At 71.1% G+C, this 14,531-nt stretch carries 18 protein-coding genes; 8 read left to right on the forward strand and 10 right to left on the reverse strand.

What is annotated here, in order from left to right:
* Nucleotides 1-8 precede the first annotated feature (8 nt).
* From ACFIF2_RS16555 to ACFIF2_RS16565, 3 genes are read left to right on the forward strand one after another with little or no spacing between them, the layout of a single operon-like run.
* Nucleotides 9-878, forward strand: coding sequence for an AraC family transcriptional regulator (locus tag ACFIF2_RS16555; RefSeq protein WP_395573400.1), 870 nt, complete (start codon nucleotides 9-11; stop codon nucleotides 876-878).
* The gene (locus tag ACFIF2_RS16560; protein WP_395573401.1) at nucleotides 875-1,621 is read left to right on the forward strand and encodes an AzlC family ABC transporter permease; all 747 of its coding nucleotides are present in this window, start codon (nucleotides 875-877) and stop codon (nucleotides 1,619-1,621) included. Before ACFIF2_RS16555 ends, ACFIF2_RS16560 begins: the two co-directional genes overlap by 4 nt.
* Nucleotides 1,618-1,926, forward strand: a complete 309-nt coding sequence (locus ACFIF2_RS16565) for an AzlD domain-containing protein (protein ID WP_395573402.1) — start codon at nucleotides 1,618-1,620, stop codon at nucleotides 1,924-1,926. The genes ACFIF2_RS16560 and ACFIF2_RS16565 overlap by 4 nt, the downstream gene beginning before the upstream one ends.
* 6 nt (nucleotides 1,927-1,932) lie before the next feature.
* Here the strand turns inward: ACFIF2_RS16565 and ACFIF2_RS16570 are convergent, their stop codons facing one another.
* Complete coding sequence (locus ACFIF2_RS16570; RefSeq protein WP_395573403.1) at nucleotides 1,933-2,886, reverse strand: hypothetical protein; 954 nt, start codon at nucleotides 2,884-2,886, stop codon at nucleotides 1,933-1,935.
* Nucleotides 2,887-2,967: 81 nt separating this feature from the next.
* Between ACFIF2_RS16570 and ACFIF2_RS16575 the strand changes: the two genes are divergently transcribed.
* Nucleotides 2,968-3,162: a DUF3046 domain-containing protein gene (locus ACFIF2_RS16575; protein ID WP_395573404.1), complete on the forward strand. Its 195-nt coding sequence runs from the start codon at nucleotides 2,968-2,970 to the stop codon at nucleotides 3,160-3,162.
* A 60-nt stretch (nucleotides 3,163-3,222) separates the two neighbouring features.
* Nucleotides 3,223-4,491 (forward strand): AI-2E family transporter, encoded by a 1,269-nt coding sequence (locus ACFIF2_RS16580; protein ID WP_395573405.1) that lies wholly within the window; start codon nucleotides 3,223-3,225, stop codon nucleotides 4,489-4,491.
* An 11-nt stretch (nucleotides 4,492-4,502) separates the two neighbouring features.
* On the opposite strand, the gene ACFIF2_RS16585 is transcribed toward ACFIF2_RS16580, so the two are convergent.
* Nucleotides 4,503-4,703, reverse strand: a complete 201-nt coding sequence (locus ACFIF2_RS16585) for a DUF2191 domain-containing protein (protein ID WP_395573406.1) — start codon at nucleotides 4,701-4,703, stop codon at nucleotides 4,503-4,505.
* Between the two features lie 280 nt (nucleotides 4,704-4,983).
* Here ACFIF2_RS16585 and recA point away from each other — a divergent pair, with 280 nt between their 5' ends.
* Together recA and recX are read left to right on the forward strand one after the other, a co-directional pair.
* Nucleotides 4,984-6,114 (forward strand): recombinase RecA, encoded by a 1,131-nt coding sequence (recA, locus tag ACFIF2_RS16590; RefSeq protein WP_395573407.1) that lies wholly within the window; start codon nucleotides 4,984-4,986, stop codon nucleotides 6,112-6,114.
* A 3-nt stretch (nucleotides 6,115-6,117) separates the two neighbouring features.
* Entirely contained in the window at nucleotides 6,118-6,936 is an 819-nt protein-coding gene (gene recX, locus ACFIF2_RS16595) for a recombination regulator RecX (protein WP_395573408.1), read from the forward strand.
* Nucleotides 6,937-7,165: 229 nt separating this feature from the next.
* Here recX and ACFIF2_RS16600 read toward each other — a convergent pair whose 3' ends face one another.
* From ACFIF2_RS16600 to ACFIF2_RS16635, 8 genes are all read right to left on the reverse strand, one after another.
* The gene (locus tag ACFIF2_RS16600) at nucleotides 7,166-7,558 is read right to left on the reverse strand and encodes a rhodanese-like domain-containing protein (protein ID WP_395573409.1); all 393 of its coding nucleotides are present in this window, start codon (nucleotides 7,556-7,558) and stop codon (nucleotides 7,166-7,168) included.
* On the reverse strand, nucleotides 7,555-8,127 hold the full coding sequence (locus ACFIF2_RS16605; RefSeq protein ID WP_395573410.1) for a cysteine dioxygenase: 573 nt from the start codon (nucleotides 8,125-8,127) through the stop codon (nucleotides 7,555-7,557). The genes ACFIF2_RS16600 and ACFIF2_RS16605 overlap by 4 nt, the downstream gene beginning before the upstream one ends.
* Nucleotides 8,128-8,166: 39 nt before the next feature.
* Nucleotides 8,167-8,343 carry a putative leader peptide gene (locus ACFIF2_RS16610; protein WP_395573411.1) on the reverse strand — a complete coding sequence of 59 codons (177 nt, stop codon included), beginning with the start codon at nucleotides 8,341-8,343 and terminating at the stop codon, nucleotides 8,167-8,169.
* A gap of 19 nt (nucleotides 8,344-8,362) precedes the next feature.
* On the reverse strand, nucleotides 8,363-9,988 hold the full coding sequence (locus ACFIF2_RS16615) for an FAD-dependent monooxygenase (RefSeq protein ID WP_395573412.1): 1,626 nt from the start codon (nucleotides 9,986-9,988) through the stop codon (nucleotides 8,363-8,365).
* 175 nt (nucleotides 9,989-10,163) lie between these two features.
* The gene (locus ACFIF2_RS16620) at nucleotides 10,164-11,063 is read right to left on the reverse strand and encodes an amino acid ABC transporter permease (RefSeq protein ID WP_395573413.1); all 900 of its coding nucleotides are present in this window, start codon (nucleotides 11,061-11,063) and stop codon (nucleotides 10,164-10,166) included.
* A complete protein-coding gene (locus ACFIF2_RS16625) occupies nucleotides 11,060-11,728 on the reverse strand; it encodes an amino acid ABC transporter permease (RefSeq protein ID WP_395573414.1) in 669 nt (222 codons plus the stop codon). The genes ACFIF2_RS16620 and ACFIF2_RS16625 overlap by 4 nt, the downstream gene beginning before the upstream one ends.
* A gap of 84 nt (nucleotides 11,729-11,812) precedes the next feature.
* Nucleotides 11,813-12,652, reverse strand: a complete 840-nt coding sequence (locus ACFIF2_RS16630; protein WP_395573415.1) for a glutamate ABC transporter substrate-binding protein — start codon at nucleotides 12,650-12,652, stop codon at nucleotides 11,813-11,815.
* A 126-nt stretch (nucleotides 12,653-12,778) separates the two neighbouring features.
* Nucleotides 12,779-13,555, reverse strand: coding sequence for an amino acid ABC transporter ATP-binding protein (locus ACFIF2_RS16635; protein ID WP_395573416.1), 777 nt, complete (start codon nucleotides 13,553-13,555; stop codon nucleotides 12,779-12,781).
* A gap of 284 nt (nucleotides 13,556-13,839) precedes the next feature.
* Between ACFIF2_RS16635 and ACFIF2_RS16640 the strand changes: the two genes are divergently transcribed.
* Nucleotides 13,840-14,526 carry a response regulator transcription factor gene (locus tag ACFIF2_RS16640; RefSeq protein ID WP_395573417.1) on the forward strand — a complete coding sequence of 229 codons (687 nt, stop codon included), beginning with the start codon at nucleotides 13,840-13,842 and terminating at the stop codon, nucleotides 14,524-14,526.
* Nucleotides 14,527-14,531: the final 5 nt, after the last annotated feature.

Consider the following 14,531-nt stretch of genomic DNA (forward strand, 5'->3'; position numbering starts at 1 on the left):
ATGGGAGCATGGCGGCGGGATCGGACGAGCGGGCACGGCACTGGCGCTACGCGGAGCTGCCCGACGTCGATCTGCTGCGGGCCCGGTACATACGGAAGACGTTCATACGTCACACCCACGAGCACTTCGTCATCGCCGCCATCGCAGACGGAGTGGAGGTCTTCCACCACGGCGGGAGCGACCAGTACGCCACCGCGGGATCGCTCGCCCTGATCAACCCCGACACCCCGCACACCGGCCGGGCCGGAGTGCCGGAGGGGTGGCGCTACGGCGCCGTCTACCCGGCGCCCGAACTGGTGGCCCGGATCGCGGCGGAGACGACGACGCTGCGCGGGACGCCGGGGTTCGTCCGGCCGGTGCTCGACGATCCGTACACCGTCGAGCTGGTGCACCGCGTGCTGCGAGCGGCCGACGAGGGAAACGCGCTCGCCGCCGACACCTTCCTGCGGGTGGCCGTCACCCGGCTGCTGCGGCTGAACGGAGGGCCGCTGCCCAGGAAGGAAGTGCGGACGGCCGGGGCCAGGACCGCGGCACGCGCGCGTGCCGCCCTGGAGGCCCGGATGGCGGACCCGCCGAGCCTGGAGCGCCTCGCCGGGGAACTGGGAAGCAGCCCGTTCGCCCTGCTGCGCGCCTTCCGGGACGCCTACGGCATGCCACCCCACACCTGGCTGACGGACGCCCGGGTGCGCCGCGCGCGGCGGCTGCTCGACGCCGGAACGACACCGGCCGAGGCGGCCGTCGCCGTCGGCTTCACCGACCAGCCGCACCTGAACCGGCACTTCGCGCGGATCGTGGGCGTGCCACCCGGTGCCTACCAGCGGGAGCGCAAGAACGTACAAGACGCGCGGCGGCGGCTTCTCCTACGGTCCGAGGCGTGACAGAACAGACAGTCGTTCCCGACACGGGCGTGGCCGAGGACAAGCCGGACGCCGCCGTCGTACGGGACGCCCTCGGGGTCGGAGTCGCCGTCGGACTGTCCGGGTTCGCCTTCGGGGTGACATCGGCGGGCAGCGGACTGACACTCGCGCAGACCTGCGCGCTCAGCCTCCTGGTGTTCACCGGGGCCTCCCAGTTCGCTCTGGTGGGCGCGCTGGCGGCCGGAGGCAACCCGTTCACCGCCGCGGCAGGGGCCTTCTTCCTGGGCGTGCGCAACGCCTTCTACGGGCTGCGGCTGTCGCAGTTGCTGGCCCTCCCGCGCGCGGTGCGGCCGTTCGCCGCGCAGTGGGTGATCGACGAGACGACGGCGGTGGCCCTCGCGCAGCCCACCCGGCGCGCGGTGAGAATCGGGTTCACCGTCACCGGGCTCAGCCTGTACGTGCTGTGGAACCTCACCACACTGTTCGGTGCGCTGGGCGCCGAGGCCATCGGGGACACCGACGCCTGGGGCCTCGACGCCGCCGGCCCGGCGGTCTTCCTGGCGCTGCTCGCGCCGATGCTCAGGACCGCCACGGACCGTGTGGTCGCCGGCCTGGCCGTCGTCCTGGGGCTGGGGCTGCTGCCGGTGCTGCCCGCCGGTGTACCGGTCCTGGTGGCCGCGCTGGCGGCCCCGGCCGTCCTGTGGGCGCGGGGACGCCGCGGCCGAGGTGCGGCCGGGGACCGTGCCGGGGAGGGGGACCGTTGAACGTCTGGATCGCGATCGGTCTGACCGCGGTGGGCTGTTACGCCGTCAAGCTCCTCGGGCTGCTCGTGCCCGCCGGCGCCCTGGAGCGGCCTGTGGTCCGGCGCCTCGCGGCCCTGCTGCCCGTCGCGCTCCTCGCCGCGCTGACGGCCCAGCAGACCTTGGCCGACGGGCAGACGCTCGTGCTGGACGCCCGGGCCGCGGGGGTCGCCGCGGCCGCCGTGGCGCTGGTGCTGCGCGCGCCGTTCCTGCTCGTCGTCGCGGCGGCCGTGGGAGTGACCGCGGGCGTCCGGGCCCTGGGCGGTTGAGCGGGGTCAGTCCAGGGATCGACCGTACGCCCGGAGCGTGCGCAGGGCCTCCAGGGTCACTCCGGGACGAGCCTCCGCCGCGGGTGCCGGTGCCCACTGCTGCCAGCGGACGGGCCAGCCGCCGTCCTCCTCCTGCTCCGCCACGAGGAAGTCGAGGGAGCGGTCCATCTCGTCGTCCGTGAACCACGCGCGCGCGAGGGAGCGCGGATTCCTCGCGTAGTCGTGGGGGAAATGGTGCTCGCCCGGCGCGTAGCCGGGGGAGACCGGATACGCGTCCAGGTCTTCCGGGTCCAGTACGGCGAGGCGCTGCTCGCGCACCAGGCGGCCCAGCCGGTCGGCCGCCTCCTGCGCGCGCGTGCGGTCGGGAACGGCGTCCAGGAAGGTCACGGCGGCCTCGACCTCGTACGGGTGAGAGGTCCCCAGCGACTCGACCGTCTGCCAGCAGAAGTCCGTGGCCCGGAACAGCCAGGCGTGCCAGATGTCGTTGCGGTGCAGCAGGCCGACCACCGGGCCGGTGGCGAGCAGCTCGCCGGGCGGGTCGTCCACGACCGGCACGAAAGGGGCGGACGGATACCCGCGCTGGCTGGGATGGATCGCCGGCAGGGCGCCCTCGGGGGTGGACACGGAGGTCAGGTAGCGGCACATCCGCTCCACGCGCTGTCCGCCGCAGCGTCCGACGGCGTCCAGGACACGCAGGGCGCGTGCGGTGTGCAGGGGCTGGCTGACCGGACCGCGCAGGTCGGGCTCCAGCGCGTGGCCGTATCCGCCGTCCCCGTTGCGGTAGGCGTCCAGCGCGGTCTCCACCGGCTCGGCGTCACCGGCGCGGAAGTGGTACGCGAACAGACGCTGCTCCAGTACGCGCGCCGTCAGCCAGACGAAGTGCTCCGCGCGCGCGAGCGGTGAGTGCGACGCCGGCGTGAGGGGGGTCGGGGGGAGTGGGGAAGCTCCGGTTTCGGCCATGGGACAGACCGTAGGCCGAAAAACGGTCCGGGAACCCGGCACCGGCTCGGGGCCCACTCTCAGGGGCGGGATACTGGAGGCATGCGGTTGACGGTCTTCTGGGAGCGGATGACGGATCACTTCGGTCCGGGTTACGCCGACACCTTCGCGCGCGACCACGTGATGACGGAGCTGGGCGGGCGTACGGTGCACGAGGCACTGGACGCCGGCTGGGACACCAAGGACGTGTGGCGGGTGGTCTGCACCGTCATGAACGTGCCACAGGAACAGCGCTGATCGGTCACGGAGATCGGCGGAGGGGACTCGGCCGCCGGTGGCGTGGGCGAGACTTGGTCCGTGGCACCCACTGAGGAGACCGGGCGAGCGGCCCGGCAGCACGCATCCCCGACCGGCGCGGCGCCGCCCACCGGTCCCCCTGCCGGCGGTACCGCCGGGCCCGGCGCCCGCATGCCGCGCTGGCTGCCGCGCGCCATGGTGCTGGCCCTCGCGCTCGTCGCCGTCTTCCAGCTGGGCAGCTGGGCCTTCCACCAGCTCACCGGGCTGCTGATCAACATCCTCATCGCGTTCTTCCTGGCTCTCGCCATCGAGCCCGCGGTGAGCTGGATGGCCGGGCGCGGTCTGCGCCGCGGGCTGGCCACCTTCCTGGTCTTCCTCGCCGTGCTGGCCGCCGCGGCGGGTTTCGTCACGTTGCTCGGCTCCATGCTCGCCGGCCAGATCGTCAAGATGGTCGAGGACTTCCCGGACTACCTCGACTCCGTCATCAACTGGGTCAACGGCCACTTCCACACCGAGCTGAGACGGGTCGACATCCAAGAAGGGCTGCTCCGCTCCGACTGGCTGCGCACCTACGTGCAGAACAGCGCCACCGGAGTGCTGGACGTGTCGGCCCAGGTCCTCGGCGGACTCTTCCAGCTGCTGACGGTCCTGTTGTTCTCGTTCTACTTCGCCGCCGACGGCCCCCGGCTGCGGCGCGCCCTCTGCTCCGTCCTGCCGCCCGCGCGGCAGGCCGAGGTCCTGCGCGCGTGGGAGATCGCCGTGGACAAGACCGGCGGCTACCTGTACTCGCGCGGTCTCATGGCACTGATCTCGGGGATAGCGCACTACGTCCTCCTGGAGTTCCTGGAGGTCCCCTACGCTCCCGCGCTGGCCGTGTGGGTGGGCCTGGTGTCGCAGTTCATCCCCACCATCGGCACCTATCTGGCGGGCGCCCTGCCCATGCTGATCGCCTTCACGGTCAACCCCTGGTACGCGCTGTGGGTGCTGATCTTCGTGGTGATCTACCAGCAGTTCGAGAACTACGTGCTGCAGCCCAAGCTGACGTCCAAGACCGTGGACATCCATCCCGCGGTCGCCTTCGGTTCGGTCGTCGCGGGCACCGCGCTGCTCGGCGCCGTCGGCGCGCTGATCGCCATCCCGGCGATCGCCACGCTGCAGGCGTTCCTCGGTGCGTACGTCAAGCGCTACGACGTCACGGACGATCCGCGCGTGCACGGGCGGCGCAACCGCAGGGCGGGGGTCGGGAGCCCCACGCGACTGCGGAAGCTGTGGGCCCGGCGACCGGACTCCACGGGCTCCGGGTCGGAGGAGGGCGGGGGCGGCGGCTGAGCCCGTGGGGCTCAGCCCTGCGGCTCCTGCGGCTTGGCGTCGACCTCCCGCAGGTCGCGGTCCCTGGAGCCGGTACGGGTCTCCGTGCGGTGGCCGCGGGCGATGTAGTCCCGCACCACCGCCTCCACGGCGTCCTGGGGCGAGCCGATGCCGGCCAGGACCATCACCTCCACCACCAGTTCGGCGTCGAGACTGACGTTGACCTTGGCCATGCCGTTCCCCCTCCTCGCGTCGCGGTCCGCACTCTAGCCACCCGGCCGCCGGCCTGGCAGACGTACGCTCGGAGGTGCCGCGTGGTGCGCTTGACACCAAAATCGAACATCCATTCTCATGGAGGCTCTGGCGAGGCTCGTGACGGGTGATTCGACTGGGTTTGGGCGGAGAAGTGCCCGAGTTATCCACAGGCCGGACCCGCATCGGGGTGGATTGTCAGTGGCAGGCATTAGCGTCTTTGACGTGAAGCGATCGAATCAAGCAAACCGGGTGGAACCCATGGCAGGAACCGACCGCGAGAAGGCCCTGGACGCCGCGCTCGCACAGATTGAACGGCAGTTCGGCAAGGGCGCGGTCATGCGCATGGGCGACCGGTCGAAGGAGCCCATCGAGGTCATCCCGACCGGGTCGACCGCGCTCGACGTGGCCCTCGGCGTCGGCGGTCTGCCGCGCGGCCGCGTCATCGAGGTCTACGGCCCCGAGTCCTCGGGCAAGACGACCCTGACCCTGCACGCGGTGGCGAACGCGCAGAAGGCCGGCGGCCAGGTCGCGTTCGTGGACGCGGAGCACGCCCTCGACCCCGAGTACGCGCAGAAGCTCGGCGTCGACATCGACAACCTGATCCTGTCCCAGCCGGACAACGGCGAGCAGGCCCTGGAGATCGTGGACATGCTGGTCCGCTCCGGTGCCCTCGACCTCATCGTCATCGACTCCGTCGCGGCCCTCGTGCCCCGCGCGGAGATCGAGGGCGAGATGGGTGACAGTCACGTCGGTCTGCAGGCCCGCCTGATGAGCCAGGCCCTGCGGAAGATCACCAGCGCGCTCAACCAGTCCAAGACCACCGCGATCTTCATCAACCAGCTCCGCGAGAAGATCGGCGTGATGTTCGGCTCCCCGGAGACCACGACCGGTGGCCGGGCGCTGAAGTTCTACGCCTCGGTGCGACTCGACATCCGCCGCATCGAGACGCTGAAGGACGGCACCGACGCGGTCGGCAACCGCACCCGCGTCAAGGTCGTCAAGAACAAGGTCGCGCCGCCCTTCAAGCAGGCCGAGTTCGACATCCTCTACGGCCAGGGCATCAGCCGCGAGGGCGGCCTGATCGACATGGGCGTGGAGCACGGCTTCGTCCGCAAGGCCGGCGCCTGGTACACGTACGAGGGCGACCAGCTCGGCCAGGGCAAGGAGAACGCGCGCAACTTCCTGAAGGACAACCCCGACCTCGCCAACGAGATCGAGAGGAAGATCAAGGAGAAGCTGGGCGTCGGAGTGCGTCCCGAGGAGCCGGCCACCGAGCCGGGTGCGGACGCCGCCGCCGCCTCCGCCGCCCCGGCCGCCGCCGCACCGGTGGTTCCCGCCCCCGCGACGGCCAAGGCCACCAAGTCCAAGGCCGCGGCAGCCAAGAGCTGATCCGTGACACGACGAACCGACTGGGCCGAGTACGCCCACCCGGACCCGGATGCCGCGCCGTGGGAGCGCGGGCAGGCGGAACCGGGTGACGACGGCTCCGCCGGGGCGGACGGCGGAGCGTACGGGGCGACCGCGACCCCGTACGCAGCCGGCCTCCCCGACGACGGTGAGGCGCGCCACGGTGACGGCGGGGCGCCTCGCGGGGGCGGACGGGGCAGGGGAACGGGCGGCACGCGCGGGCGACGGCGGCGTGAGCGCGCGGAGTCGTCCGCCGAGGACGGAGGTACCACTTCCTCGTCGAGGGCCGAGAAGGGGGAGCCTCCGCGGGACCCGGTCGAGCAGGCTCGGGCGATGTGCCTGCGCCTGCTCACCGGGACCCCGCGCACCCGCAGACAACTCGCCGACGCCCTGCGCAAGCGGGAGATCCCCGACGAGGCCGCCGAGGAGGTGCTGTCCAGGTTCGAGGAGGTCGGCCTGATCAACGACAGCGCCTTCGCGGACGCCTGGGTGGAGTCCCGGCACCACGGCCGCGGGCTGGCTCGCCGGGCCCTCGCCAGGGAGCTGCGGACCAAGGGGGTCGACGCCACGCTCATCGACGCCGCCGTCTCCCGGCTGGACGCCGAGCAGGAGGAGGAGACCGCACGCGAACTGGTCGCCCGGAAATTGCGCTCCACCAGGGGTCTCGACCGCGACAAGAGGCTGCGCCGCCTCGCGGGGATGCTGGCCCGCAAGGGCTACTCCGAGGGCATGGCCCTGCGGGTGGTCCGGCAGGCGCTGGAGGAGGAGGGCGAGGACGCGGAGTTCCTCGACGAGGGGTTCTGACCCCGGCGCCGAGGCCCGCTCCGGCGAACGTGAAGGACACGCCGAGCCCCGAACCCGAACCCCGGCCAGGGACCCGTCTTCCAGACCGCCTGGCCTTCACCGGCCAAGCGGCCGTCCACCGGCCCGGCGGCCGTCCACCGGCCAAGCGGTCGGCCACCGGCCCAGCGATCGTGCGCCAGCCCGGCGGCCGTCCACCGGCCCCGGTACCCGGCTGACATCGACCGGGCTGCTACGGAACGATCACCGGTAGTCCCGCCTCCCGCCACGCCTGGAAGCCGCCGATGAGATCGGTGGCCCGGTGCAGGCCCAGGCGGTGCAGGGACTCCGCCGCGAGGCTGGACGCGTAGCCCTCGTTGCACACCACGACGACGCGCAGGTCATGCCCTGTGGCCTCGGGGAGCCGGTGGCTGCCACCAGGATCGAGGCGCCACTCCAGTTCGTTGCGCTCGATCACCAGGGCGCCGGGGATCAGGCCGTCCCGCTCCCGCAGGGCGGCGTAGCGGATGTCCGCCAGCAGCGCCGTGCCGGACTCGGCGGCCTCGTACGCCGCGCGTGGCGTGATCCGCTGGTACCCGCCGCGCACCCGCTCCAGCAGCGCGTCGATTCCGATGGGCTCGCTCACTGCCAGTCCTGCGGACGCTCGACCTGCTCCAGACGCAGGATCTGCCCACTGCGGCTGTAGCGGCGGATCTGCGGCAGCGGCGGGTAGTAGGCGTGCACGGAGACCGCGTGCCGGTCGGGCGACTCGTTGAGCACCTCGTGGACGTGGTGCCGCCCGAAGGCGCGTCCCTGGCCGGCCGGGAGCCGGCGTCGACGGTCCACGCCGTCGGTGAGCTCCAGGGTCTTCCATCCGTCGGCGGGCAGGCGGGCGGCGAGGGCGTGCTCCGAAAGCTTGCCCGCCGCGGTCACGAAGGCGCCCACGGACTCGGCGTGGTCGTGCCAGCCGGTTCCCGTGCCGGGCGGCCAGCCGATCAGCCAGGCTTCGCTGCCGCCCGGCCCGGCCAGCCGCACCCAGGTGCGGCCCCCGGGATCGAGCGGGAGGGAGGCGAGGAGGGCGGAGTCGGCGGCCGTACGCCGTACGAAGTCGAGGAGTTCGGCCTGGGTGGGAGCGGCCGTCGCCACGGAGGCAGGGGCGGAGGAGGAGACAGACACGGGTACCGTCCTGAGGTTCGCGAGGGAGCGCGCGGCCATGTGCCTGGGCGGCGCCGCGCGAAGGGAGAAGAGGCGAATTCAGCAGGACGGGCGACACATGCAGCTCGCATAGCGGACGAGGTCCATATGGACCCTCCGCCACAGGTGCACACAGGTGTCGGTCACGATCGGGAGTAGACCACGACGGTGGTGGCCGGTCAACTCACCGTCACCATACGGACAACGGCCGGCCGATCCCACAGCCACCGGCCGCATCCCCTCTCCAGAAGGCCGGTCAGCGGGTCCCGGCCGCGGCTCCCGCGTCCGCCGCCTCCTCCGCGTCCGCGGGCACCGCCGGCGCCCCGCCCAGCGCCGCCTCGGCCGCCGCGTACAGGTCGGCCGGACGCACCCCGCCCAGCGCCGTGACCAGGTGGCCGTCGGGACGAACGAGCAGCACCGTGTGGGCGGCGGCACCCGGGTACGCCTCGGCGACCAGCAGTTCGGCGTGGTGCGGCAGTGCCGTCACCGCTGCCGCCAGCCGGGGCATGATCCCGGCGGTCACCCAGTGCTTGCGGTCCCACACCCCCGTACCCGGCGCGATCAGCACCACCAGCAGCGCCCCGCGCCCGAGCCGGTCGCGCAGCCGTACGAACGTGCCGTCCTCGGCCGTCACCCGCACGTCGGTGACGGGCGCCCCGGGTGAGGTGCCGACGGCCACCTCCCCGGCGAGGCCGACCGGCGCGAGAGGCGAATCGGCGTACGCCCCCGGGACACCGAGCGCCCCGTGCCCGAGGTGACCGTCCGTGAGCATCGAGTCGTTGCCGCGGGCCGAGCCGGGGACGTAGGAACGCAGGCCCCCGCCACCGCGCAGCAGCGGCAGCACCTGGTCGGCGGCGCGCAGCCGGGCGGCGATGGCCGTGCGCCGCTCCTCCTGGTAGCTGTCGAGCAGGGTGTCGCGCGGCCCGTGGTGCCAGGCCAGGGCCAGTTTCCAGGCGAGGTTGTCGGCGTCCCGGAGCCCTTCCTCGAGGCCCTGCGTACCCAGCGCGCCCAGGAGGTGGGCCGCGTCCCCGGCGAGGAGCACGCGGCCCACGCGCCAGCGGCGGGCCAGCCGGTGGTGGACCGTGTGGACTCCGGTGTCGAGGAGTTCGTACGACGGGGCCGTCCCGCCGGCCCAGCCGGTGAGGGTCTCGCGGACCCGGTTCACCAGCAGTTCGGGGGTGACCAGGTCCTTGCCGGGCGGCAGCAGCCAGTCCAGCCGCCAGACACCGTCCGGCAGCGGGCGGCCGACGACCTCGCCCGCCGAAGGACCGGACGTCCGCCACGGTGGCATCCGGTGGAGCAGCGCCTCGTCGGTCCAGGGGAGTTCGGTGCGCAGCGCGGCGACGGCGTATCGTTCCACCGCCGTACGGCCGGGGAAGCGGATGTCCTGGAGCTTGCGGACGGTGGAGCGGGGGCCGTCGCAGCCGACCAGGTAGCTGCCGCGCCACCAGGTGCCGTCGGCGCCGCGGGTGTGGGCCGTGACGCCGGAACGCTCCTGCTCGATGCCGTCCAGGCGGCTGTCCGCGGCGATCCTGGCGAGCGGTTCGCGGGTGAGCGCCGTGCGCAGGACACCGGTCAGTTCGTGCTGGGCGATGTGCAGGGGCGCCGGATCGGTGTCGCCGAAAACGACCTCGCGTGTCACCTGCTTGCGCCGCATCGACCGCCATCCGGCCCAACGCAGACCCAGGCCCGTCAACGGCGTGCCGGTCAGCCGCTCGACGAGGGCGACGGTGTCCTCGCGCAGGACGACGGTGCGCGCGGGACGCGGCTCGTCCTTGCCGGGGCCTTCGTCCAGGACGACACAGGGCACCTCCTGCCGCGCCAGCGCCAGGGCGAGCGTGAGCCCGACGGGCCCCGCTCCGGTGATGATCACCGGGTCCACGGCGCGACGCCCCCTGCCCGTGACGGTGTCCCGGGGGACGTGGGTGAACAGGACGTTGGAGCAGGGTGCACGGTCACAGAACGTATGCAACCTATTGCCGCTGCTGGCGTCAAGCGACGGAGGCAGTGGCGATCATGCCACTGCCTCCGTGATGGTCACATGAGGTGACCGGGTGTCAGAACCCGCCTCCGCCGCCACCGGCGATCGCTCCGGCGTTCGGCTGGTTGTCATCCGCCCCCAGCACCGCACCGGTCGACTTCTTGGCCTTCCGGAGCCTGCGCTCCAGCCAGCTCGCGAAGCTCGTGAGCGCGAAGTTGAGCCCGATGTAGATCACTGCGACCACGGTGAAGCTGGCGATGGTGTTGGCGCCGTAGTAACTGCTCATCGTGTTGCCCGAGGCGAGCAGCTCGGTGAAGGTGAGGACCGCGCCACCGAGGGCGGTGTCCTTCACGATCACCACGAGCTGGCTGACGATGGCCGGCAGCATCGCGGTGACCGCCTGCGGCAGCAGGATCAGCCGCATGACCTGGCCCTTGCGCAGGCCGATCGCCATCGCGCCTTCGGCCTGCCCCCGGGGCAGGGCCAGGATGCCGGCCCGGACGATCTCCGCGAGGACCGAGGCGTTGTACAGCACCAGGCCCGTGACGACCGCGTAGAGCGGACGAACGTCGGAACTGACATCGGTGTACTCGGAGAACAGCGCGAGGCCGAAGATCATCAGGACCAGCACGGGAATGGACCGGAAGAACTCGACCACGATCGCGGCCGGAATCCGAACCCACGCGTGGTCCGACATGCGGGCGATGCCGAGCACGGCACCGAGTGGCAGGGCGATGACCACCGCGAGCCCCGCGGCCTTCAAGGTGTTCTCCAGGCCCGGCCAGATGTAGGTCGACCAGGGCTCACCGCTGGTGAAGAACATCTCCCACTTGGCCCATTCGAGCTGGCCCTTGTCGGTGAGGGTACTGATGACCCACCAGAGCAGAGCCGCGAAGGCAAGGAAGAAGACGACCGTGAACAGGACGTTGCGGCGCTTTGCGCGGGGCCCCTGGGCGTCGTAGAGAACCGAGCTCATCGCTTCACCGCCACCTTCTTGCCCACCCAGCCGAGAATCAGACCGGTCGGCAGCGTCAGAATCACGAACCCGAGGGCGATGATCGCGGAGATCAGCAGCAACTGCGCCTCGTTCTCGATCATCTCCTTCATCACGAGGGCCGCCTCGGTGACACCGATCGCGGCAGCCACCGTGGTGTTCTTGATGAGCGCGATCAGAACGTTCGCCAGCGGAACCACGGAGGACCGGAACGCCTGGGGCAGCACCACATGGCGCAGCACCTGGCCGAAGCTGAGCCCGATCGCCCTCGCCGCCTCGGCCTGGCCGACCGGCACGGTGTTGATGCCGGAGCGCAGCGCCTCGCACACGAAGGCCGAGGTGTAGAGGATCAGACCGAGTACGGCGAGCCGGAAGTTGATCGTCTCGAAGTCGTCCCCGCCGCCGAGTGTGACGCCCAGCGTCTGGTTCAGCCCCAGCGAAGCGAACAGGATGATCACCGTCAGCGGGATGTTCCGCACGATGTTCACGTAGGCGGTCCCGAAGCCGCGCATCAGCGGCACCGGGCCGACCCGCATGGCGGCCAGCATGGTGCCCCAGATCAGGGAGCCGACGGCCGAGAGCACAGCGAGCTGCACTGTCGTCCAGAAGGCTCCCGCCAGGTCGTAATCCTGAAGAAAGTCGAACACGATCTCCCGCGCTTCCGCGTGTAGGGATGCCCGCCCCGGTGCGCCGCCCCTTCCGGAGGGCGGCGCACCCTGTCAGGCCCGGCCTCAGCTCTTGATGTCGCCGATCTTCGGCGCCGGCTCGTTCTTGTAGTTGGCCGGGCCGAAGTTGTCCTTGACGGCCGTCTCCCAGGCACCGTCGGAGACCATGGCCTCGAGCGCGTCGTTGATCTTGGCCTTGAGGTCGCTGCCCTTCTTGACGCCGATGCCGTAGTTCTCGTTGGTCATCTTGAAGCCGCCCAGCTTGAACTTGCCCTTGAACTGCGACTGGGAGGCGTAACCGGCGAGGATCGAGTCGTCTGTGGTCAGCGCGTCGATGGCGCCGTTCTGGAGACCGGTCAGGCAGGCCGAGTACGTCGGGTACTCCTGGAGCTGGGCCTTGGGGGCCAGCTTCTCCTTGACGTTCTGGGCCGAGGTGGAGCCGGTGACCGAGCACAGCTTCTTGTTGTTGAGGTCCTCCGGCGCCTTGACCGAGTCCTCGTCGGCGCGCAGCAGCACGTCCTGGTGCGCCAGCAGGTACGGGCCGGCGAAGTCGACCTTCTCCGAGCGCTCCGGGGTGATCGAGTACGTGGCGGCGATGAAGTCGACGTCACCGCGCTGCAGCATGGTCTCGCGGTCGGCGCTCTTCGACTCCTTCCACTCGATCTGGTCCTCGGTGTAGCCGAGCTTCTTGGCGACGTACGTGGCGACGTCCACGTCGAAGCCCTCGTAGCCGTCGGGGGTCTTCTGGCCGAGGCCCGGCTGGTCGAACTTGATGCCGATGGTGATCTTCTTGCCGCCGCCGCCGGAGGAGCCGCTGTCGTCCCCGTCGTCGGAGCCGCACGCGGTGGCGGTCAGGGCGAGGGCGAGCACGGTGGCCGAGGCGGCGGTGACCTTGCGGAGCTTCATGGTGAACATCCTTTGGCTGTGATCGAACGGTGATCGGACGATCAGAGGATCAGGCGATCGGATGCGGCCGACGCGTGCGGGGCCGCCGGGGCGGGCGACGACGCGGGGCGCCGGAGCCGCACCGTGTCAGTGGTGCAGGATCTTCGACAGGAAGTCCTTGGCACGGTCGCTGCGCGGGTTGCTGAAGAACTGGTCCGGCGTGGCCTCTTCGACGATCCGGCCGTCCGCCATGAAGACCACGCGGTTGGCCGCCGACCGGGCGAAGCCCATCTCGTGCGTGACGACGACCATGGTCATGCCGTCACGGGCGAGCTGCTTCATGACCTCCAGGACCTCGTTGATCATCTCGGGGTCGAGCGCCGACGTGGGCTCGTCGAAGAGCATGACCTTGGGGTCCATGGCCAGCGCCCGCGCGATGGCGACGCGCTGCTGCTGACCGCCGGAGAGCTGCGCGGGGTACTTGTCCGCCTGGGCGCTCACACCGACGCGGTCGAGCAGGGCCCGTGCCTTCTCCTCGGCCTTCTTGGCGTCGGCCTTGCGGACCTTCACCTGGCCCAGGGTCACGTTCTCGAGCACCGTCTTGTGCGCGAAGAGGTTGAAGGACTGGAAGACCATGCCGACGTCGGCCCGCAGCCTCGCGAGCTCCTTGCCCTCCGCGGGCAGGGGCTTGCCGTCGATCGCGATCGACCCGGAGTCGATGGTCTCCAGGCGGTTGATGGTGCGGCACAGGGTGGACTTGCCGGACCCGGAGGGCCCGATGACCACGACGACCTCGCCGCGGGTGATCGTGAGGTCGATGTCCTGGAGCACGTGCAACGCGCCGAAGTGCTTGTTGACACTCTTCAGGACGACCAGTTCGCCGGTCGCGGCCGCATCCTGCTTGGCCACCGATACTTCGGTCATCGCTCTCGTGCTCCGTCCTCCTCGGTTTCGGAGGACAGTAGTAACGCGTATCGACCTGCGTCTCTACATCTGAGGGGAATCTGAGCATCACGATCCGATAGCAATCGGACACGAGTCGTAGCACTTGTGAGCAGGGCGCATATCGGCCGGATAACTTCGAGCGGCCGAAACCGGAACCCCCTTGACGCCGTCCCCCTCCATCGGCGTCACTGCAAGGTGCACGCGCGTGGCGCACGCTTTGTACACACTCCGAGCGTACGGCCGATGAACCGAAGGGAGCGCGGATGAGACTGCTGCTCGTCGAGGACGACAACCACGTGGCCGCCGCCCTGTCCGCGATCCTGGCACGGCACGGCTTCGACGTCACCCACGCGCGCAGCGGCGAGGAGGCGCTCCAGGCGCTCGTTCCCGAGAGCGACTGCTTCGGCGTCGTCCTGCTCGACCTCGGCCTGCCCGACCAGGACGGCTACGAGGTCTGCGGCAAGATCCGCAAGCGCACCAGCACCCCGGTCATCATGGTCACCGCGCGCTCCGACGTCCGCTCCCGCATCCACGGGCTGAACCTCGGTGCCGACGACTACGTGGTCAAGCCGTACGACACCGGGGAACTGCTCGCCCGCATCCACGCCGTCAGCAGGCGCACCGCCCACGAGGACGCCCCGGTCGGCGCCGAGGACGTGGTGCGGCTCGGGCCGGTGCGCATCGAGCTGCCGACGCGCCAGGTGAGCGTGGACGGTTCGGTCGTCCAACTGACCCGCAAGGAGTTCGACCTCCTCGCCCTGCTCGCACAGCGCCCCGGCGTGGTCTTCCGCCGGGAGCAGATCATCAGCGAGGTATGGCGCACCAGCTGGGAGGGGACCGGGCGCACCCTGGAGGTGCACGTCGCGTCCCTGCGCGCCAAGCTGCGCATGCCGGCGCTCATCGAGACCGTCCGCGGCGTCGGCTACCGCCTCGTCGCCCCCACCGGGTAGCGGCG

This window comes from Streptomyces sp. BK79 (genome assembly GCF_044142145.1).
Lineage (GTDB): Bacteria > Actinomycetota > Actinomycetes > Streptomycetales > Streptomycetaceae > Streptomyces.